Source organism: Acinetobacter rudis, assembly GCF_031157835.1.
Taxonomy (GTDB): domain Bacteria; phylum Pseudomonadota; class Gammaproteobacteria; order Pseudomonadales; family Moraxellaceae; genus Acinetobacter; species Acinetobacter rudis_A.
In genome coordinates this window covers 42688-65506 of the sequence record NZ_JAVIDR010000009.1, presented here as the reverse complement: position 1 = coordinate 65506, position 22819 = coordinate 42688, and the positions used below count along the sequence as shown (strand labels likewise).

General features: G+C 37.6%; 16 protein-coding genes. 10 read left to right on the top strand and 6 right to left on the bottom strand.

All coding sequences use genetic code 11. The annotated features are described in order from the left end of the window. The first annotated feature begins 82 nt into the window (after positions 1–82). Positions 83–1090, top strand: coding sequence for an OmpA family protein (locus RFH42_RS09745; protein ID WP_308975399.1), 1008 nt, complete (start codon positions 83–85; stop codon positions 1088–1090). Between the two features lie 65 nt (positions 1091–1155). Here the strand turns inward: RFH42_RS09745 and RFH42_RS09740 are convergent, their stop codons facing one another. Next, on the bottom strand, positions 1156–1920 hold the full coding sequence (locus RFH42_RS09740) for a COG4705 family protein (protein WP_308975398.1): 765 nt from the start codon (positions 1918–1920) through the stop codon (positions 1156–1158). 567 nt (positions 1921–2487) lie between these two features. Between RFH42_RS09740 and sbmA the strand changes: the two genes are divergently transcribed. The 3 genes from sbmA to RFH42_RS09725 all read left to right on the top strand — a co-directional run bounded on the left by sbmA (position 2488) and on the right by RFH42_RS09725 (position 5512). After that, positions 2488–3684, top strand: coding sequence for a peptide antibiotic transporter SbmA (sbmA, locus tag RFH42_RS09735; RefSeq protein WP_308975397.1), 1197 nt, complete (start codon positions 2488–2490; stop codon positions 3682–3684). Positions 3685–3832: 148 nt separating this feature from the next. Next, positions 3833–4408, top strand: a complete 576-nt coding sequence (gene pnuC / locus RFH42_RS09730) for a nicotinamide riboside transporter PnuC (RefSeq protein ID WP_308975396.1) — start codon at positions 3833–3835, stop codon at positions 4406–4408. Between the two features lie 246 nt (positions 4409–4654). Then, complete coding sequence (locus RFH42_RS09725; protein WP_308975395.1) at positions 4655–5512, top strand: Cof-type HAD-IIB family hydrolase; 858 nt, start codon at positions 4655–4657, stop codon at positions 5510–5512. A gap of 150 nt (positions 5513–5662) precedes the next feature. Here the strand turns inward: RFH42_RS09725 and metH are convergent, their stop codons facing one another. Then, complete coding sequence (gene metH, locus RFH42_RS09720; RefSeq protein ID WP_308975394.1) at positions 5663–9358, bottom strand: methionine synthase; 3696 nt, start codon at positions 9356–9358, stop codon at positions 5663–5665. 442 nt (positions 9359–9800) lie between these two features. On the opposite strand from metH, the gene RFH42_RS09715 reads away from it, so the two are divergent. Beyond that, on the top strand, positions 9801–11426 hold the full coding sequence (locus RFH42_RS09715) for an inorganic phosphate transporter (RefSeq protein WP_308975393.1): 1626 nt from the start codon (positions 9801–9803) through the stop codon (positions 11424–11426). Between the two features lie 66 nt (positions 11427–11492). Here the strand turns inward: RFH42_RS09715 and RFH42_RS09710 are convergent, their stop codons facing one another. Both RFH42_RS09710 and RFH42_RS09705 read right to left on the bottom strand, forming a co-directional pair. Continuing rightward, complete coding sequence (locus RFH42_RS09710; RefSeq protein WP_308975392.1) at positions 11493–13022, bottom strand: hypothetical protein; 1530 nt, start codon at positions 13020–13022, stop codon at positions 11493–11495. Positions 13023–13190: 168 nt separating this feature from the next. Then, a complete protein-coding gene (locus tag RFH42_RS09705) occupies positions 13191–13808 on the bottom strand; it encodes a rhomboid family intramembrane serine protease (protein WP_308975391.1) in 618 nt (205 codons plus the stop codon). 161 nt (positions 13809–13969) lie between these two features. Here RFH42_RS09705 and nfuA point away from each other — a divergent pair, with 161 nt between their 5' ends. Continuing rightward, positions 13970–14608: a Fe-S biogenesis protein NfuA gene (gene nfuA / locus RFH42_RS09700; protein WP_308975390.1), complete on the top strand. Its 639-nt coding sequence runs from the start codon at positions 13970–13972 to the stop codon at positions 14606–14608. A 183-nt stretch (positions 14609–14791) separates the two neighbouring features. Further along, positions 14792–16822, top strand: coding sequence for a ligand-gated channel protein (locus tag RFH42_RS09695; RefSeq protein ID WP_308975389.1), 2031 nt, complete (start codon positions 14792–14794; stop codon positions 16820–16822). A 70-nt stretch (positions 16823–16892) separates the two neighbouring features. Here RFH42_RS09695 and RFH42_RS09690 read toward each other — a convergent pair whose 3' ends face one another. Then, complete coding sequence (locus RFH42_RS09690; RefSeq protein WP_308975388.1) at positions 16893–17891, bottom strand: hypothetical protein; 999 nt, start codon at positions 17889–17891, stop codon at positions 16893–16895. Between the two features lie 278 nt (positions 17892–18169). Between RFH42_RS09690 and RFH42_RS09685 the strand changes: the two genes are divergently transcribed. Next, on the top strand, positions 18170–18784 hold the full coding sequence (locus RFH42_RS09685; RefSeq protein WP_308975387.1) for a carbonic anhydrase: 615 nt from the start codon (positions 18170–18172) through the stop codon (positions 18782–18784). 99 nt (positions 18785–18883) lie between these two features. Here RFH42_RS09685 and RFH42_RS09680 read toward each other — a convergent pair whose 3' ends face one another. Further along, entirely contained in the window at positions 18884–19459 is a 576-nt protein-coding gene (locus tag RFH42_RS09680) for an arylesterase (RefSeq protein WP_308975386.1), read from the bottom strand. 107 nt (positions 19460–19566) lie between these two features. On the opposite strand from RFH42_RS09680, the gene RFH42_RS09675 reads away from it, so the two are divergent. Further along, positions 19567–20277 (top strand): ABC transporter ATP-binding protein, encoded by a 711-nt coding sequence (locus RFH42_RS09675; RefSeq protein WP_308975385.1) that lies wholly within the window; start codon positions 19567–19569, stop codon positions 20275–20277. Positions 20278–20281: 4 nt separating this feature from the next. Continuing rightward, positions 20282–22762 (top strand): ABC transporter permease, encoded by a 2481-nt coding sequence (locus RFH42_RS09670; protein ID WP_308975384.1) that lies wholly within the window; start codon positions 20282–20284, stop codon positions 22760–22762. Positions 22763–22819 lie beyond the last annotated feature (57 nt).

Below are 22819 nucleotides of genomic sequence, written 5' to 3'. Positions count from 1 at the left end.
AACTGATATAAAGTGAAAAAAATAAAAATTTTTGTCATACTGCAACACTCATTATTCCTATTTTCTACTGGATTTTAGCTATATGGCAACGATGCGAATGTGTGGGGTATGGCTATTTATTAGCTTAAGTGTGATTTCTTGTAGTAAAAAAGAACCAGCAGAGGGAGTTAAGGTTTCAGAAGCTATAGCAACTGAAACAAGCCTTAGTTCCTCAGTGACTGCTACAACACAACATGATGTATTTGATTTAAATCAGTTACCTCAAGTGGCATTAGAACAAGCGAAATTCCCATATTATTCATTGCCTGAAGGCTATAAGCCTTCAAGTGAAGAACAGAATGAGCTGAAAAAATATTACGTGGCAATTCATGGCCAACTTCAGGAAGTTAAGGGGCAGTTTTACCGTAGTGCGATTTCAGCTGAGGGTGCAAAATCATTTTCAAACGAGTTAATCGTGCAGTCTTTTGTGCAAAATATGCAAGAGCTGGGCGCAAGTCAACTTAATGATCAAGAAATTCCATATAAGTTGTATGAAGCACATCAGGATTATAGTGAACATGCAGAAGCTAATATTGGCCAAAAAACCTATACATATGGTTTTAAAAACCAACAAGGAAATCCTGTACTCATTCAGCTTACATTGAATAGTCCTGTTATTGTTGTGATAGAGCTAAAGCCTGTTAAAGTAAAAATGAAAGCTGTACAAAGTGCAGTAAATACAGCTAGTGCAATGGCTGAAAATATTACTGAACTTGGAAAGGCCGTAGTACATATTAATTTTGCTGTAGATCAAGCCAAAATTGAGTCATCGAGTCAGGCTGTGATTGAACAAATTGTGCAATTATTACGTCATGATACTCAGTTGAAACTTTCAATTGAAGGGCATACCGATGACAGTGGAAAAGCTGAGCATAACCAAAAACTCTCACAACAACGAGCTGAAGCAGTACGCCAAGCTTTGATTGCTAAAGGGATAGAGGAAAGTCGATTACGTAGTCAGGGTTTTGGCGCAACTCAACCCGTTGCTGATAATACATCAGAGGCAGGTAAAGCAGACAATCGTCGCGTTGAATTAGTGAAAATCTCTTAAAATATTGCATCGAGTTTCGTTGCTAAAGCCAGCCAAAAACAATTTTGACTGGCTTACTTTTATTATCATTGAATTTTTTTAGGTTGATTTGACTTCCGTTTAGACCAATAGGCAAATATACAAATTGCACATAGTAATACAAAAGATGCACTGAAACGGCTTAGATTGAGACCACCATGATCGAGTGGTTTATCTAGAAAGTCACCGACAACAGCACCAAGAGGGCGAGTTAAAATAAAGGCAGCCCAGAACAATAACGTGTCAGAAATCTTACTGCGATAATGAAGCAATAGGATAAATAAAATTAGTGAGGAGTAGAGAATAATTCCACCACTATAACCTAACCCTGCCGTATCTGCAGACCAATCACCTAGAGCTGTACCTAGGGTTTGGGAAAAAGTAATGGTAACCCAATAAAATATCTCCACACGTGGGCTATTTACACTATAGGGTGAAATACTACGTTCTGTTTTATACCAAGTGTAAAGTGAGAGCAGAACTAAGCTGAGTAAAATGCTACTCCCACCAACATAGCCAATACCAAGTGAGCGATCAACAAAATCAGCTAAAGTCGTTCCAACTGTGGTGCTCGCTATAATGGTTGACCAATACAAAAATGGTTGATAGTGTTTGCTACGAATTTGTAAATATAAGAATATAATAAAGATCAGTGCAAAAATTAGCGTACTAACCAGGTATCCAAGATTTAATGACATGGACAGTGCATCACCTGCAGTTTCACCAAATGTTGTCGCTAATATTTTTGTGATCCAGAAGAGTGCGGTGATTTCAGGTACTTTGATTAGGATATCCTTGGTTGTAGAATCCATAAAGCTGCTCCACTTATAAATTTGTCTCAAGTAAAAAGCACTAAGCTGAAGCAGAGCTTAATTTTATGAATTTGATCACTATAAACATAAAAAAGTTGATGATAACCATAAATAGTTGTTGTATATTTTGATGTAGATACAAGATTTAAATTATTGAATTAGTTATTAAAACATTTGTTTATTTCTATGCTTTGTTATATTTTCTTGTGCTATTGAGGCTTTTACGAAGTAAACAATTTGTTTTTATATATGCAAATAGCTCAAGCATTTTGCCGGATAATTGCGGCATGCCCCTAGATTGAAGGGGCTTTATTTTTTCTGCTACTTTAAATTTTTTGTTTTTACCAGCATCACAGTGCGATCAAATTAACTTTTTCATCTACAGCAGAAATATCATTGATATTCACTTAAAATACTTGACATGTTGTAATAAAAGTAACACATATTAGCAATATGAGTTGGATGCATATCAGTGCATCTTGTCACCCAACGATGTTGACTCAGCCAAGGCACCTAAACGTGGGTGTTTAAGCTAGGTGCATATAATAAATAGGGTAGTATGATTTAATGTTTCGATCTTTTTTTCCAAATCCTAAGTGGTTCTTTTTATCTTTGATATTTTGGTTTGGTATAAATGTTGCCTTGTGGTACAGCGGCGGGAAGAGTTGGGGGGAGTTTATAGGATTTCCACCAGGTTATGCTGAAGCAGAACTTGCAATTGATGTGAGTCGTTTTTGGTCACCGCGTTTTCTTTGGTTTTACTTGTGGTTTATCACTTCAGTAAGTCTGTTTGCTGGTTTTTGGAAGATAAAAGCGAATCATCCTTGGCAAAAATGGTCTGTTTGGGGTTCTGCGCTTATTCTTTTTAATGTTTGGTTTGGTGTTCAAATGAGTGTTGCTTTGAATGCTTGGTATAGTCCCTTTTATGATTTGATTCAGTCGATGCTTACACCTAAGGGGGGAGATATTGTTTTACTTTATCAAGGTGCATTAGTCTTCCTGTATTTAGCAATGATCCATGTGACTATTGCGGTGTTGAATTTATTTTTTGTGAGTCATTATATTTTTCGTTGGCGTACTGCAATGAATAATTATTATGTAGACCATTGGAGTACATTACGGGCGGTTGAAGGTGCATCACAGCGTGTCCAAGAAGATATTATGCGTTTTGCATCCACGTTAGAGGCTTTGGGTGTAAGTTTTATTAAAGCAGTTTTGACGCTGATTGCATTTTTTCCAGTCATGGTTGTATTGTCTAAACATGTACCAGTTTTACCTATCGTTGGTGAGCTTGAGTATTCATTGGTTTGGGCTTCGATAGGATGGGCTTTATTTGGTACATTCTTATTAATGTTTGTAGGGATCAAATTACCTGGCCTTGAGTTTAATAACCAAAAAGTTGAGGCCGCTTACCGTAAAGAGTTGGTGTATGGTGAGGATGATGCAGATCGGGCACATCCTTTATCACTTAAAGACCTGTTTTCTCATGTTCGCTATAACTACTTTAGACTCTATTTTCATTATGCTTATTTTAATGTTGTGAGTATTTGGTATATACAACTCGATATTTTATTCGGATTGGTGATCTTGTTTCCATCAATCTCAGCAGGACTTCTAACTTTAGGTTTGTTTATTCAGGTGGGAAATGTATTTGAAAAGGTTCGTGAATCTTTTCAATATTTGGTTAATTCATGGAAAACGATTATTGAATTACTCTCAATTTATAAACGTCTCAAAAGTTTTGAATCTATATTAAAAAAATAACGCTGATCAGGATGAAAAATCCACGGCCTCAATTTGATGTCGTGGATTTTTTTGCCCTAGTGATAGAAGCTCAATAATCAAAGCAATGATGACTGTTTGGTTGCTTTAACTAAGTTATACTGCTTACTTCGCTTTTAAGTATTCATTTATGTCAAATTTTGAAATTGCAGCAGTATTGGTCAGTATTTTAGGTGTGACTCTGACAATTAAGCGAAGTATGTGGTGTTGGATTGTAAATTTTATCGCAGTGGTGATGTACGCTTATTTATTCTTTGTGGTCAAATTATACGGTGAGACCTTATTACAATGCGTCTTTATGACAATGAATATCTATGGTTTTTACCAGTGGAGCAAATCTAAACAGCAAGATCATGGTATTCGTTTGCAACATTTAAATACAAAACGTGCTTGGATCCAAATTGTCGTGACAATGGTGCTTGGACTTATTTTTGGCTTAAGTCTGCAGCAGTTTACCGATGCTGCTGTGCCTATTTTAGATGGACAGTTGGCTATGTTTAGTTTACTGGCAACGTATTGGACCAGTCAGAAACATATTCAAACGTGGATGTTATGGGTGGTGGTTGATATTGTTTATGTTGGAATGTTTGCTTATAAAGGGCTTATTCCAACAGCAGGTTTATATGCTATTTTCGTTTTATTGGCTATGTTTGGTTGGTGGCAGTGGTTTCAAGTACTAAAAAAACAACGAGTCAGCTATTTTTAAGTGAATTGTTTTAAATATTGAAAATTTGGTTTGGTATTGAACGTTAAGGCGTATTATTTGTAAATGAGTTTGGGTGAATGAATTTGAACTTAAACTCATATTTTGCAGATAGGTTGGTATGATGAGCAGAACGTTTCTTTCTTGTTAGATATCTGATGTTTGTCTGAATGATCTTGTTGTGTCATGATGCGAAGAAATAGGCATTACTCTAGAACATATTAATTTTGGTGATGAATAGGAAGACTTATGTCAGTCAAGTTAATTGCAGTCGATATGGACAGTACATTTTTAAAAACCGACAAGAGCTATAATAAGCCAAGATTTCTAAAACAGTATGCTGAGCTAAAACAACAGGGTATTCACTTTGTTGTTGCCAGTGGTAATCCACTTTATACACTACAACAGTATTTTCCTGAGATTGGTCATGAGATTGCCTTTGTTGCAGAAAATGGCTCACATGTGATGCATCAACAAGAGGAAATTAACTTTTCTAGATTTGATCCTATTTTGTTACAGCAGATTATTAGTGATTTACATACAGATTTTGCCGATTGTATGATTTTATGTGCTAAGGATCGTGGCTATATTGGTGCTGAGTTGGCTGAATCTAGTTTATCAAAACTCAATATTTACTTTAAAAAATTACAGCGTGTAGCACAACTTTCAGATGTACAGGCAGATGTTTGTAAACTGACCTTAAATACAACTCCAAGCACTGAACCACAAGCACTTAAATTGTTGGAGACAAAAAGTTATGTGCAACAAAAACAAGTCGATCTTGTCTCTAGTGGTTTTGGCTTTATCGATTTAATTTTACCGAATCAACATAAGGCATTTGGTCTGTCATTCTTACAACAGTTATGGCATGTTGAAGATCATGAAATGTTAACCATAGGTGATAATTACAATGATATGGCCATGGTCAAACAAGCAGGTTATGGCTTTGCTATGGCTAATGCAGTACCCGAGTTAAAACAAATTGCACGATATCAGACGGGAAGCAATGATCAAGAAGGTGTACTTGATGTAATTGATTGGGTGTTATCAAATGAAAAATCTTGGGAAAGTTGGCAACAAGATCATCTAACAATGGCAAGTATCTAAACACGCTTCACTTAATACATTTGATACGGCTTGCTCTCTAGATTTGAGGTTGTTTTGCTCATTGTCAACAATGTTGAAATTTAATCTTTTTTTTTAAAATACCCCACCAATCTACATTGGTGGGGTATTTAAATATCTATTTAACAGCCATTAATGAATTGAATCATCAAGATTAGGTGCTAACCAACGCTTGGCTTCATCCATGCTCCAATCTTTACGCTGTGCATAATCATCTAATTGATCTTGCGCAATTTTTCCAACATTAAAATATGTACTTTCAGGCAAGCTATAGTAGAAACCACTTACACTTGAAGGTGGCCACATTGCAAAACTACTGGTGAGTTGAGTGCCAATTCGTCTGGTTGTACCTAGCCAATCAAAAAGTACAGCTTTTTCTGAGTGTTCAGGGCAAGCAGGGTAACCTGGTGCAGGGCGAATACCTACATACTTTTCTTTGATTAATTCTTCGTTGCTGAGCTGTTCATCAGCTTGATAGCCCCAAAACTCTTTACGAATACGTTCGTGCAAGTGTTCTGCGAAAGCCTCAGCAAAACGGTCGCCTAGAGATTGTACTAGAATGGCATTGTAGTCATCACCTTTAGTCTTGAATTCATTCGCCATTTCTTCAGCACCAAAGATTGAGACTGTAAATCCGCCTAAATAATCTTGCGCTTTAGACTCTACAGGTGCAATAAAATCAGCTAGGGATAGGTTTGGCTTTCCTGTTACTTTATCGGATTGTTGACGTAAATGTTCAAAGTGATGGGTGATGTGATTTCGGCTTGGATCTGCATAAACACTGACCGTGTCATGTCCAGTACGTGCTGCAGGCTGTATTGTAAATACGGCACGCGCATCGAAGCGTTTGTTTTCAATAATTTCTTTAAGCATTTTCTGTGCTTGATTAAAGAGGTCTGTTGCTGCTTCTCCTACAATTTCATCTTGTAATATTTTAGGAAATTTTCCTGCTAGGCTCCAAGAGATAAAGAAAGGTGTCCAATCAATGTAATCTACCAGTTTTTCAAGTGGATACTGTGTAAGAACATGATTTCCTAAAGCATTAGGAATGGGTGCTTGGTAATTGTCCCAATCTCGTTGAAAACCTAATTCAATCGATTCGGCATAAGAGAGTTTGGCAGCTTTTGGTTGTTTGTTGGCAATGCGTTCACGGACTTTAGCATATTCAGCACGATGTTCAGCAACAAATTGGGCTTTAAGCTCTGTTGAAAGCAAGCTGGTTGCTACCCCAACAGCACGAGAGGCATCAGCAACATAAATGACAGCATCATTTTGATATTGTGGATCAATTTTTACAGCAGTATGTGCTTTTGATGTGGTTGCACCACCGATCAGGAGCGGAATGTGAAATCCTTTACGTTGCATTTCTTTTGCAACAAAGACCATTTCATCTAGTGAAGGTGTAATGAGTCCAGATAAGCCAATGATATCGACTTTTTCATCAATAGCAGTTTGTAATATTTTTTCTGCTGGAACCATGACCCCAAGATCAACAATGTCATAACCATTACAGCCTAAAACAACACCTACAATATTTTTACCAATATCATGTACATCGCCTTTTACTGTTGCCATGAGTACCTTACCTTTGGATTGGCCTTCACCTTTTTCAGCTTCAATAAAAGGATTGAGCCAAGCAACAGCTTGTTTCATTACTCGGGCAGATTTGACTACTTGCGGAAGGAACATTTTCCCTGAACCAAACAAGTCACCAACGACATTCATCCCATCCATTAAAGGACCTTCAATTACGTCGAGTGGGCGAGATGATTTTAGTCGAGCTTCTTCTGTATCTTCATTAATGAAGGTGGTAATTCCTTTAACCAACGCATACTCTAAACGCTTTTCTACAGATTCATTGCGCCACTCTAGGTTTTCTTCTACTTTTTGGCCACTGCTCTGACCACGGAATTTTTCAGCAACTTCTAATAATTTTTCTGTAGCAAGTTGACCATTTTCACCTTGGTTTTGGTTTTGAATGACATCTTCTACTGCTGCCTTAAGTTCCGCTGGAATATCATCGTAAATTGCTAATTGTCCTGCATTAACGATACCCATTGTCATGCCTTGTTTAATGGCATGATATAGGAACACAGCATGAATAGCCTCTCGAACGGGTTCATTACCACGGAAAGAGAAGGAAACGTTAGATACCCCACCAGATATCATGGCATGAGGTAGGTTTTGTTTGATCCAACCTGTTGCTTCAATAAAGTCAACAGCATAGTTATTGTGTTCTTCAATTCCTGTTGCAACAGCAAAGACGTTTGGATCGAATATAATGTCTTCTGCAGGGTAACCTACATCATTCACGAGTACATTATATGAACGTTGACAGATTTCACGTTTACGTGCGGCGGTATCGGCTTGTCCCTGTTCATCAAAGGCCATAACAATAATTGCTGCACCATATTGGCGACAAAGACGTGCTTTGGTAACAAACTCATCATAACCTTCTTTTAAGGAAATTGAGTTTACAATGGATTTACCTTGTACGCATTTGAGACCTGCCTCAATAATGTCCCATTTTGAAGAGTCAATCATGATTGGTACGCGAGAAATATCAGGTTCAGAAGCAACCAAATTCAAAAAGTGCACCATTGCACCTTGAGAATCAAGCATCCCTTCATCCATATTGATATCAATAATTTGGGCACCACTCTCAACTTGTTGTCGAGCTACATCAAGCGCTTCGGCAAAATTTTCTTCACGAATGAGGCGTAAGAATTTTTTAGAACCGGTCACGTTAGTTCGTTCGCCAACGTTTACAAATAAAGAGTCATCGTAAATATTGAAAGCCTCTAAACCACTTAAGCGACATGCTGGTTTAATTTCTGGAATTTGTCGTGGAGCAATATCTCGAACCGCTTCAGCAATCGCACGAATATGATCAGGTGTAGTACCACAGCATCCACCTGTAATATTAATCAGTCCGCTTTCGGCAAACTCTTTTAAGAATGCCGCAGTTTGGTCTGGGGTTTCATCATAACCACCAAAAGCATTCGGGAGACCTGCATTTGGATGGGCTGAAACAAACACATCAGCTGTATCAGCAATGGTTTTAACGTGAGGACGCATGGCGTCAGCACCAAGAGCACAGTTAAAACCAATTGAAAGTAAATCACCATGACGTACAGAATTCCAAAAGGCTTCTGCGGTTTGACCGGTGAGGGTGCGACCAGAAGCATCAGTAATTGTGCCTGAAATCATGAGAGGGAGTTCATAGCCAATTTGCTTAAATACTTCTTTTACGGCAAAAATTGCAGCTTTACAGTTTAGAGTATCAAACACCGTTTCAATAAGAAGAATGTCCGCACCACCTTGGATAAGGCCATGAGCTGCTTGAATATAATTATTTTTTAGTTCATCAAAGTGAATATTTCGAAAAGCGGGATCATTCACATTAGGTGAGATTGAACAGGTACGTGAAGTTGGTCCTAATACACCAGCAACGAAACGTGGCTTATCTAATGTACTATATTTTTCACATGCTGCCTTAGCGAGGCGAGCAGCTTCAATGTTAATTTCAGTGACTAAGTCTTGCATGTGATAGTCAGACATTGAAACCTGTGTAGCATTGAAACTATTGGTCTCAATAATATCTGCGCCAGCTGCTAAGTATTGTTCGTGAATCCCTTGGATAACATGTGGTTGGGTCAAAACCAATAAGTCATTATTTCCTTTCAGATCATGTGCCCAGTCCGCAAAACGTTCACCACGGTAATCTTGTTCTTCAAACTTATGACGCTGGATCATTGTTCCCATAGCGCCGTCAATAATTAATATACGTTGTTGAAGTAACTGTTTTAATGTGGAGAGCGTGGACATACTAAGCACCAACGTTGGCAGGATTTAAAACGGCAATATTAACAGAAGTCACACTATTTTTTAATTCTTGGCTTTGTCACAATTCGATCTAAGCTTTAGCACAAATATTCAATAAGCTATTCATAACATTGAAAATGAGAAAAATGATGTTTTTTTCATCAAAATGTCATATTTGACGAAGATAATGCAAAGGTACATAAAAAATCTAATTTAAAACGTGTTTTGTAACAACAAAATTATGAATGTATAAGTGTCACTTTTTTTGTTGATTATTTGTTTTAACATGCTGTTATATAAGTAAAAAATATAGATTTTTAGTCTTTTTAAAAGACAACTTCCTTTACACTGATCAAAAATGGCTTTAATTCATGATGATTTGTCATATAATTGTCATAATTTAATTAAACAATAAGTGGATTTTTTTATCTGCTTAACTGTCTGCATGAATTCAAAACATCCACCTGCTTCCGATTCGGTATCTTCTATACCAGCAAGTCAACCAACAAATGTGCACGTTCCTACACCAAAATTTTTTATTCCGGTGTTTTTGACGGTTATTGTTTCTACAATTATTTATATTGGTGTTCAGGTCAACGCTGATCTGTCTCATGTTCCACCATTAAGTGTTTATTCAATTATTTTACTTTGTACTGCTTTATTTATTGCACTCGGTTTTGAGTTTGTAAATGGTTTTCACGATACAGCAAACGCTGTTGCAACTGTAATTTATACCAATGCATTGCCAGCACCTATTGCTGTGATGTGGGCAGGTTTTTGTAATTTCCTCGGTGTAATGGTTGCAAGTGGTGCTGTTGCTTACGGCATTATTGCTTTATTGCCTGTAGAGCTGATTATGAATGTTGGTAGTGGTGCTGGTTTTGCAATGGTTTTTGCAATGCTTATCGCTGCTATCATGTGGAACCTCGGTACTTGGGTACTGGGTATTCCAGCTTCAAGTTCACATACTTTAATTGGTTCAATTTTAGGTGTGGGGATCATGAACTATATCTTGCATTCGGCAACAGGCGCGAGTGGCGTAGATATGGATCAGGTGATCAAAGTAGGTAAAGCGTTATTATTTTCACCATTGATTGGTTTTGCTTTTGCTGCAGTGGTTTTCCTATTGGTGAAAAAAGTATTCAAGCGTCAACTTGAGCTTTTTCAACCACCTGAAGGAAATAAGCCACCACCACCTTTGATTCGTGCCATTTTAATCTTTACTTGTACTGGGGTTAGTTTTGCTCATGGTTCAAATGATGGTCAAAAAGGCATGGGATTGATCATGTTAATTTTGATTGGTTTGGTTCCTTTAGCATATTCTTTGAATAAGGGTCTAGATCATGAACATCTACAAAGCTTTCAACAGTTATCGAATCAAACTGCTACAGCAATTTATCAACAACATGACAATATTTCTGATGAAAATGCACGTCAAATTCTAACTAAATATGTGCAAACTAAAGAAAATAATGCTCAAGTTCTTCCTGCATTAGCGAGCTTGACTGATCATTTAGGTGATCGTGTTGGTCATTATAATGATTTGAAAGATATTCCAGAACATGAAGTAAGTGCAATTCGTAACGACATTTACTTGAGTGTAACGAGTTTCAAGCGTTTAGAAAAAGCTGAACAGCTTCCTGCAATGACTGCTACACAGCAACAATCAGTGAAGGCATATCGTAAACATTTAGATTCATTCCTTCAGTATATTCCGACATGGGTAAAAGTAGCTGTTGCACTTGCACTCGGTCTTGGTACGATGGTGGGTTGGAAGCGTATTGTTATTACGGTCGGTGAGCGTATCGGTAAGCATCATATGACTTATGGTCAAGGTATGTCTGCTGAACTTGTTGCAATGTCTACGATTGCTGCTGCAGATGGCTTTGGTATGCCGGTTTCAACTACACATGTTTTGAACAGTGCTGTAGCCGGAACCATGGTTGCTAATAAATCTGGACTTAACTTTAATACTGTAAAAACAATTTTGTCTGCGTGGATTTTTACTCTTCCAGCCACAATTTGTTTGTCTGGTATATTGTATTGGTTACTCCTAAAAGTATTTGCTTAATCTACAGTTAATTAAGCATGATATAAAAACGCTGCCCAATTGAGGCAGCGTTTTTATATGGGTAAGTTATCTTTTTAAACCAAGTTTGTCTTTGGCAAAACCATAAAGTGCTGCAAAAGGCAGGGCTGTACGTGCCAAGTAGTTTATACGCCATAGACCACCATGATTGGCAGCATCCATAATCAGTTCAAGGGGATGAGCCAATTGGTTATTGGGGTTTGCTAGCGCTTGAGGATTACATAAGTCATGCACCCAAAGTGCAGCCATAATGGCGTTGGTTGTATCTGGTTCAAATGCTTCTACATTGAATAAACTGGCACCTGAAAAAGCTGCTTTAAGCAGTGGATTTTTGGTGACGGAATGTGTGGTAGTAGAAGGGGCAATGTTAATACTCACTTGTTGGCCTTGATGACGTGCTAATGTTGCACGCCATTGTTGTAAGCGTTTTGCAAGTGCATAGTTCGGGCCTTGTTCTATCACTATACAATCAGCGATTGCGTAAGATTTTTGATTGTTAGAAGGATAGATTTGTGAAGGCCGTGTTTGAAAAAATCTATTTAAGCTTAATTGTGAAATACCTTTAGTACATATTTTTTCAAGTTTTGAACGGTGCTTGATTTGGTTTGGTGTAGATTGGATTACATCAGCTGGAATGGCATAGATATCTGTAGGTGTACACATATACATTAAGCTAGTGTTCGGTTTTTGTTGACTAACATAGTGCATAATACTGTCCATAGCCATAGAAACACGCACATGCTTTTCGCCATCTAAGTATGCAATAGCAGCTAAATCTAACTGTTCAGGTTGTTCACTTAACCATTTTGCAATCTCGGCTGTTTGTGTCAGCAAATTGGCTCCCAAATGTTCAATAGCTTGTGCTGCTGAGCTGTCGGCACTTAGCATAGTTCGGCTAGGTGCAATGAGTGTGGCATTACCTTGTATGACGGTATCAACAATTTTTTGCCAAACTTTAGGGTTGGGTAGGTCAATCGCAATAATATTGGCTTTCCATTTTGCCAACCATTTGAGTGGACCCGCTTCTGAGGCAGCACCGAATAACACCATATAACGTTGAGAAAGGTCGAGCCATTCAGGGTGAGCCTGTACGAGGCGTAGGGCATCGGCATGGCTTTGTTCAATAATTCCATGAGCTAACCACGTATCAAGTTGTTTTAAAAGATCTGCGCCACGAAGTTGTTTATTATGATATGGAATGTACCATTCGGGTGCTTGGTTGGACTGACCTTTAAGGCTAAAGCGATGTAGTTTTTCAATATTGGGGATTTGCATCAAATCTTGTAATGCGTAGGCATGATTGTCACGATAAAATTGAAAACTTTTTTGTGCTTGTGCTAAACCTGCTTTTGCAATTTGAATCGGATTGCTTGTATTTTGAATGCCATGTTCAACTAAGGCTTTAAAATATATAGGATAGTTTTTTCGCCAATTCTTTTCATTTTGAAGTTGTTGTACTAGATGTGGATCGAGAGATGCTAGTGCGGCAGAAATGATTTCTTTTGCGCTATGAGAACTACTTTTTTTTTGAGTTTCTGGGTGAGCTGTAAATTGTAAACCCTCTACGATTTGCGACATAGGCTGATCCAAAGCTAAGAATTTCTGTAGAAAATGTGTTTATTATTACCCTGTAGTTTCTACTTTGAACTGGCATGAAGTGACAAAATACAATTAAATAAGCAACATTCGTGGTACTGCAAATTGTTCAATAGAAACAATTTGCAGCTAAATGAGGACGTTTAAATTTTAAAATGGTAATTGAAGTAGCTTTGTAATGAAGTGAGTTAAAATGCGAGGTTCAATCAATAAAGTCACGATTACCCCGTAGGCTGCTCCCCAGAGATGAGCGCTGTGGTTGATGTTGTCGCCATAACGACGGCCAGCCCACAGACTATAGAAAACATATAAGAATGCAAAAATAATGGCTGGAACTGGAATGAAAAATACAAAAATTAAATGCCATGGTTCAAACAAAATATAGGCAAAAAGTACTGCAGAGACAGCACCTGAGGCACCGAGGCTTGCCCAATAAGGATTATTTTTATGTTTAAGATAACTTGGGAGTATGGCAAATATCAGACCACCTAAATAAAACAGAACAAATCCTAAGTCATAGAAATACTGACGATAAAAACTTTCAATAATACTACCAAAGAAAAATAAGGTGATCATATTGAAGAGTAAGTGAGTCGCGTCAGCATGTACAAAACCATGCGTGATAAAGCGATCGATCTGGCCTTGGCGCATTGCTGTGGGTTTAAAAATTAAACGGTTCATTAATGCAGGCATATTAAAAGCAGCAATTGAGACAATGACTGTGATAATGATAAGGCTCAGTGTATGACTAAGAGGTGAGTGCAACATATAGCTTAGGTACCAGATCAAAACATAGAATATGTGTTTGATTATGCGGTCTAAGATTAAATAAATATAGTATCTGCATTAATTCCGACAGTTTTAGTAGATTATTTTTATATTTGCATGATCTTCGGGTAGAATGGCTGGGTCAGCGTGAGGAAAAAGTTATGACGACTGAGACTAACAGTGTTGCTGTTGTGGATGAAATTCCAAATTTATTGATTACTCCTAATGCACAGGAGTATTTAAAAGATTTATTAGCCAAGCAAAATACGCCAGGCATTGGTGTACGTGTATTTGTAGAAAATGCTGGAACCCCTCGTGCTGAGTGTTGTATGGCTTATAGTGCTCCTGAAGAGGTTGTACCTACAGATTACAAGCAAGATTATGCTGATTTTCCTGCTTATGTTGATGCACCCTCTATTCCATATTTAAGAGATGCGGTTATTGATTATAACAAAGACCGTTTCGGTGGGCAGTTAACTTTCCGCGCGCCTAACTCAAAAGTACCACGCGTTGGCCCAGATGCTTCAATTGAAGAACGTATCACTTATGTTTTACAAGCTGAGATTAACCCTGGGCTTGCAGGTCATGGTGGTAACTGTAGTCTTGTTAATGTAGTAGAAGATGAAGAACATGGTCTTACTGCTGTATTGAAGTTTGGTGGTGGTTGCCAAGGTTGTTCAGCAATTGATGTCACTTTAAAACAAGGTGTAGAGACAACACTTAAAGAACATATTCCAGAACTGAGCCGCGTGCTTGATGAGACTGACCATACACAAAGTGAAGGTGCTTACTTTAAATAAGTCGATTTTGGAAAGATGAAATAAAATTTATATATTGAAAAACAACCTCCTTCGGGAGGTTTTTTTATACGATAGAAAAAAACAATAATAATTATTCTCATTAGCATTGATGAATGATTCTCATTTGTTACAATGAGTAAGAATTAATCCTACTTATGTACACAATTGTTACTTGGAATACTTATGTCACAACAAAGAATGAAATCTGCATTAACGATGGCTGTATTATCGATGATGTATATTACACAAGCACAAGCCAATACTTCTGAATCAACAGTAAATCCTGCCAGTGGTCAAACTGAACGTGTAGTATTAGATACGATTGTGGTGACAGCAAGTGGGTTTGAACAAGATATTAAAAAAGCACCAGCAACAATTTCAGTATTGAGCCAAGAAGAAATTAATAAAAAAGCATATCGAGATGTAACAGATGCACTAAAAGATGTGCCTGGTGTAGTCGTTACTGGTGGTGGTAGTTCGAGTGATATTAGTATTCGTGGTATGGGAAGTGCTTATACTGTTATTTTAGTTGATGGGAAAAAAGTAAATACACGATCTGTACGACCAAATAGTGATAATGCTGGAATTGAACAAGGTTGGTTACCTGGTATTGCTGCAATTGATAGAATTGAAGTTATTCGTGGTCCAATGTCAGGTTTATATGGTTCCGATGCTATGGGTGGGGTAATTAATATTATTACCAAGAAGTCTGCAACTGAGTGGAATGGAACAATTAAACTTGATACAACTTTACAAGAAAACCAAGATTCGGGAAATTTGTATCAAGCAAACGCTTATGTTTCTGGACCATTAATTGAGAATTTGTTGTCATTAAAGGCTAATGGTACTTTTTCACAGCGTCAAGAAGATGACATTATAGGTGGTTTTAAAAAGCAAAAAATGCGCACAGGTGGTGCAACATTAAGTTTGACACCTAATGATTTACACACAATTGATTTTGAGTATCAGCGTTCTATTCAGAACCGTAATGGTAAAGTTGGAAAGACTATAGAAGATAAGGCGGGCCGAAATGGTCCAGCAACCGATTCATATAGTGATTACTATCGCACAGATTATAGTATTAATCATCGTGGTGAATTAGGGCGAGTAAAAACACAATCTTATCTTCAACGTGAAGAAACTAAAAATCCATCACGTAATATGGAAGCAGTAAATACAACATTTAATACTATTAACCAAATTGAACTTGGTCCACATAATGTTAGTTTTGGTGGAATGTATCTGCAAGAAGACTTAGATGATAAGGGCAATCAGTTATTAATTCCTGGGAAAGAGCCTATATCAAGTTTAGATCGTTCTAGCTGGGCACTTTTTGCTGAAGATACTTGGAGTATTGTTGACAGCTTTAATGTAACAACATCATTACGCTTAGATAAGGATGAAAAGTTTGGTAGCCATTGGAGCCCTAAAGTTTATGGTGTTTGGAGTGTGAATGATCAGTGGACTGTGAAAGGCGGTGTTTCAACAGGTTATAAAACTCCAGCTTTACGGGCAACAGTAGCAGAATGGGGGCAAGCGACTGGTGGTGGATCAAGTAAAGGCGTTATTGTTGGTAACCCAGATTTAAAACCAGAAAAAAGTACGAATTATGAGGTTTCGATAAATTGGGATAACCTTGACAATATTACAGCTGGAGTAACTGTTTTTAATAGTGACTTTAAAGATAAAATTACAGAGATTCGTCATTGTAGCGGGGATGCTGGACGATTAGATTGCGATTGGTTAGGTGAGCAATTTGATTTTGTGAGTTTGCGTGAAAACGTAGATAAAGCGAATATGCGTGGAGTCGAGACAACATTGACATGGCAAGCACTACCTACCGTCAATTTAACGGCAAATTATACTTATACTGACACAGAACAAAAAAGTGGTAAGTTTAAAGGGAAGCCTTTAAATCAAATGCCAGAACATATGTTCAATACAACAGTAGATTGGGAAGTTAACGACACGATTTCCACATGGTCACGTTTAAACTTTAGAAGTAAAACATCAGAATATTTATCTCGTACCTCAATGTCAAAAGGAAAACCAGCCTATGCAATGGTAGATGTAGGTATGAATTATCGAGTTTCTGATCATGTCCAAATAGCTGCTGGTGTATACAATTTGCTTGATAAACAAATTAATCAGGATACCTATGATTTTGTATTAGATGGCCGCCGTTACAACTTAGGAATGACCTATAAGTTTTAATTATCGTTAGATTTGAAGAAAAGGGCCATTGAAAAGGCCCTTTTTTTGTTTTTTCATCGGGTAGAAAATATCATTCTGCTAAAATTTGTTGTGTTTGCTCAGCATAATAAAATTTTTCAAGATGATAACGCGCACGTTGACGCAAATAATCTTGAGAAATCATATGTTGAATTAATGGGGTGCAAAGTGCTTGTAATTGATTGCTGACTAAGTCCTCATTAATATTAAGATCGCGTAATAGTAAGTCGAAACTGCGCTCTTGATTGCGAACATACCAAGCATATACACCATCATGTACTTGTTGTTTTAAATACTCGGTTTGCCGAAAATGATCCCAAACCTCTTTACTGAGTTTAACTACATTGTCCATATCACTATGGTCCAAATAGTTTTGTAAACTGGATAAAGGAAGTCCTTTAATTTTATGCCAGATATTGGCTTGTAAATGATAGAGTTTATTATCATCCATATGCTGGTTGAGTATTTTTTCACTCAATTTAATGATTTTTAACATGTTTTTTTGCAAATAGTGATTTAGTGTGTCATCTAAATTACTGTCAGTCACACTTTCTAAAACAGATTTCCCCATTTTCATAAAGCGTCCGACACCAGGCACTTTTTTGCTCATCATCGCATTGTCTATATAGTCTTGAATTGCATGCTGGATGAGTTGACTTAGCATTGCGGTAAAGGTTGTATGATTGACGATATTGTGTATAAGTTGTTGGCGTTGTTTGCTTTTCTTTGATAAATACAATGCGATTTTATCAATGCTATGTACAGAAATAACATCTTCAATACGTGTCTCAGCATTTACAGGATGAATCAAAGCAAAACGGCAATGTTCAATAATTTGTTCAATTAAAAAATCACTGGCAGGTGTTTGTAAAATTTGTTGTTCTATGAGTTGATAAATTTGCTCAAATTGCCATACATCTTGCAATTGTTGTTTTCTGATCCATTGATAAAAATGCAAAAACTCACTTTGAATATTGTCAGGTTGGGCAAAACTTTGGTTTAAAAACTCCAAATGTGCCTCAATCAGTTTTTCGGTTTTTGGATTACTCAAGGACGATATCTCCCTATAAACGTATAAATGGCTGAGCGAAATCAAAATGTTAATTCGATTATGCTTTAGTGGTTAAGCACTTATCTATAAGCGATGAATTGTAACTGGTTTAGTACCTCATATTAGTACTTGTTTTGCATAAGTTTTGACAATGGCTCGAAAGACAGCCGATTAAGTAATTTAAAGCAATATTTCATTGATGGAGTAAATTTTTATCAGTGACAATCCTAAATCAGCTCTTTAAAATATTTCGCTGATGCAACCAACGGGAATAAATCATGCTGACAGCTCAAGAAGCATTAGAACGATTAAAATTAGGTAATCAGCGTTTTGTAAGTGGGGAAGTCAAACATCGGCCATTGTTAGAACATCAACAACGTGCAGAAATGGCCGAAGAGCAACATCCGTTCGCGATTGTACTGGGGTGTTCAGATTCACGTGTACCAGCAGAGCTTGTATTTGATCAGGGGCTAGGGGATCTTTTTGTTATTCGTGTGGCTGGTAATGTTGTTGCACCCTCACAAGTTGGAAGTGTAGAGTTTGCGGCTGAACGTTATGATTGTCCTGTGGTGATTGTACTCGGACATAGTCACTGTGGTGCTATTCAAGCAACAATAGATACTTTAATGAATCCTGATCGTCCACCATCAGCCAATTTAATGTCTATTGTGAACCGTGTTCGTCCTTCTGTTGAAATTTTAATGCAGACTGAATTAAAAAATGATTTGTGTAAGCTGTCTAAACATGCGGTACGATCAAATGTATTTGCATCTGTGAATCAGTTACGACATGGCTCTGCAGTATTAGAAAACTTAATTGAGAAAAAGATGTTACAAGTGATTGGTGCTGAATATTCTCTTGAAACTGGACAGGTTACTTTCTTTGACTTTTGATCTCACTTTGCCTCTACAGTGAGCAAAGCGATAAAAGTTAAATTCATTTAATATTAATCCGCGTTATGTTGAACATAGCGCGGATTTTTGTCTTTATGGTTATAAAGCAGCTTTGATCGTTGGGAATGCATTATTTAATAAGATAGTTTGTGCTTTGGCATTGGGGTGGATCTTGTCACTTTGCATTAAATCATTTCGCCCTGCTATACTTTGCATAAAGAAAGGCAAGAGTGTGACCTTATAACGTAGACTTAGTACCTTGTAGTTGTTTTCAAAAGCGCTGTTATAAGCAGTACCATAATTGGGTGGCAATTTCATACCAAATAAAATCACTTTAGCTTGGGATTTTTGGCTGAGTTGTATTAACTGTGCCAAATTATTTTGAATCATTTGTGGGGGTTGGCCACGCAACCCATCATTGCCTCCTAGCTCAATAACAATAAGATCTGGTTTGTGAACGAGCAGTAATTTTGGCAATCTAGCTATAGCACCACTTGTTGTTTCACCACTTACACTGGAATTGATCACTTTATGTTGTTGGGGTTTTTGACTATCAAGGCGTTTTTGCAATAGGTTAACCCAGCCTTGTTCTGGTGAAATTCCAAAACCCGCACTAATGCTATCACCTAAAATCATAATTGTTTTGGCCTGACTATGAGCCGTAAAACTTAACATGATTAAAATCATTGAGTAATAAAAATACTTTTTTAACATGATGAGATTGCCCCTAATAGCATTTAACGTTAGCTTAATGAGTCATTGCCCAAATTGGTTAGGATATCATGCCACAAGCAATTATTAGCGCACAGGGAATTAGTCACAGTGTTTATCATGGTCAGCGTCAACTGCGTATTTTAGACCAACTTAATCTAGAAATATTTCCTGCAGAGCAAGTGGCTATAACTGGGCGCTCAGGATCAGGTAAATCTACTTTATTAGGAATTTTAGCAACTTTAGATCGTGCAAGTGCTGGACAGCTCTATGTGTGTGGTCAGGCTGTGCATGAGTGTAATGAAGAACAACGTGCTCAACTTCGTTTGGCGCATATTGGTTTTGTATTTCAGTCCTTTCAACTTTTGTCACATCTCAGTGCAGTAGAAAATGTCATGCTGCCTTTACGCCTACAAAAAGATTTTGATTATGCTCAAGCTGAACAGCAGGCTTTAAGTTTATTGGCTAGAGTCGGATTAGATCGACAAGCACAACAGAAGCCAAAAGTTTTATCTGGTGGCGAGCAGCAACGTGTGGCAATTGCGCGTGCTTTAATAAGTCAGCCTAAAATTGTTTTTGCAGATGAGCCTACTGGCAATCTAGATGAACAAACTGCAATTGAAATTGAGCAATTATTATTTGAATTGAACAGAGAGCTTGGTACCACTCTGGTTTTAGTAACACATGATCGAAGTTTAGCAGCGAAGTGTCAGCGTCATTTTGAATTACATGAAGGGCAATTGCATGAGCTAACGATGCATTCAGCTGATTCGGCAGGTTGATATAATGAAATTTTTTGCTTTGTTGCCCAGTCTTGCACGGCAGAGCTTAGCCAGTTCTGCAACATATTTACTTTTGTTTGCACTGAGTTTGGCGATTAGTGCAACGACAGCATTGAAGTTTAGTCATAGTCAAATTAGAGATGCGATACATTTGCAAGCAGCAGCCATGCAAGCAGCAGATATTGTGTTGACTGACCAAGCACCTATTGAAAAAAAGTGGAGTCAATTAGCAGAACAACTACAGCTCAAACAGTCCAAAGTGACGGTGTTTAATGCTATGGCACATCGTTCTGATCAGTTTGTAATGGTCAATGTAAAGGCGATTGATACAAATTTTCCTTTACGTGGTGTACTTAAGTTACAGCCTCAGCAAAGACAAATTGCATCAGGTGAAGTATGGGTGAGTTCGCGAGTTGCTGATCTGCTTCAGCTTAAACTGGGCCAGCAACTCAAGATTGTCGATGCCAACTTTAAAGTAACGGCAATTATTGAACGTGATAGTAATCAAGAAATGGGGTTTTCGGCATTTTCGCCAACAGTGTATATTTCACAACAAGATTTAGCCAAGACTCAGGCAGTACAGGTAGGTAGCCGCATTGAGTCCCGTTTGTTATTGGCTGGGCAAGCTGAAAATATTGATCAATTTAAGCAAACATTTAAAAAATTACGTCCTAAAAGAATCACAGAATTGGCTGAGGATGCAGACCCTACAACAGCTTCAGAACTTCGTTTAAGAACAGCAGATCAAGCGAATACTCGTTTGGTTAAGCCCATTGATCAACTGAATAGTTATTTACAACTTGCTAATATTTTGACTTTGTTGCTGTGTGGTATTGCAATTGCATTAAGTTGCCAACGCTATATGCAACAAAACCAAGATGATATTGCTTTATTACGCTGTATGGGGGCAAGCCGATTACAAGTCATGACAGGCTATGTCTGTTTACTATTGCTGATTATGTCATTGGCTATAGTGCTGGGTACTGGCTTTGGAATGCTTTTTGCCTACAGTTTGCTGCAGTTATTACAACAATTGATTCCACAAATTCAGTTTAGTTTGACTTGGGCTACAATGTGGACGGGCCCTATACCAATTGCAATTTTAACCAGTATAAGCCTATTGCTTGGTTTTATTTTGCCTAGTTTATGGCAGTTAGTGAACACTGCACCAGTTAAAATATTACGCCCAGAGGGTATTTCACTTAAACGTCTATTTTGGACAGGTTTAAGTGGCGGCTTGAGTTTGGTGGGCTTTACTTTAATCGTTAGTCAGCAACCTCAATTGGCAATCATCGTATTACTGGCATCTATTATCTTATGTGTATTTATCTTTTTATTGATCTGGGGCTTAGTCGCTACAGTTAAAGTTTTAAAACTGCGTATTGCATATTACTTAGGCTCACCAGTGCAAAGTGCAGTACAAATTACAGCCTTATCTTTAGGATTAGGGTTAATTGCGGTACTTTTGGTACTTCGTCAAGATTTGGGCTTTGGTTGGCAACAGCAGTTACCAGCAAAGACACCCAATCAATTTGTTTATGGGCTGGCACCTTTTGAATTACACCGTTTTGAGCAACAGTTGAAATATAATCAATGGCAAGCTACTGCAATGTATCCGAACATTCGAGCTCGTCTGATTAGAAAAAATGGGCAGTTGTTTGATCAAGATTTGGTGGTAAAAAACAATGCATTACGCCGTGAATTGAATCTTACTCAGAGTAAACATTATCCTCAAAACAACATTGTTGTTGAGGGTGCAGCAGTACTAAAAAATCCTAGAGAGGTTTCAGTTGAAGTGAAGTTGGCCAATACTTTGGGAATCAAAGTGGGTGATCAATTGAGTTTTAGCCTACCTGAAGGTCAACTTAACGCGAAAGTAGTCAACCTAAGGCAAGTTGAGTGGCAAAGTTTTAGTCCAAATTTCTTTTTTATTTTTGCAGAACATAGCTTTGATGAAAATGCAGGAAGTTATTTGGGCAGCTTCTATGTCCCTCCACAAGATCAACATAAAATGGTTACTGTGATTGAGCAATTTCCAAGCGCAGTCTTTATTGATATGAGTTTGATTTTGAGTGAGGTTAAGCAGTTGATTAATGTGCTACTTCAAGTGTTAAGTGTACTTGCGATTTTAGTTGCTATTGCTGGTATCTTGGTACTTTTAGCTTGTATTAATTTGCTATTAGATCAGCGCAAGAAAGAGGTGGCATTATTACGTAGCTTTGGTGGTGCTAAAGCACAGTTAAAGCGAATGTTAACCATTGAATTTGCCTTGTTGGGTGCTATTTCTGGTGTGATTGCATGTATTTGTGCTGAAATTATCGCAGCACTTTTAGCTAAACAGATGAATATGGCAATGCAGTGGCATATGATGATTTGGTTGGCTCTTCCGCTAGGAATGGCGATGTTGAGTGGATTAATTGGGCGCTATCGTTTGGGTTATTTATGTGATTTAGCACCATTAAAGAGTTTAAGAGAATTTGACTGATGATGAATAGAGATAAATAGATATTCGCTCAGCCAGATAATACGCACACTCTACTTT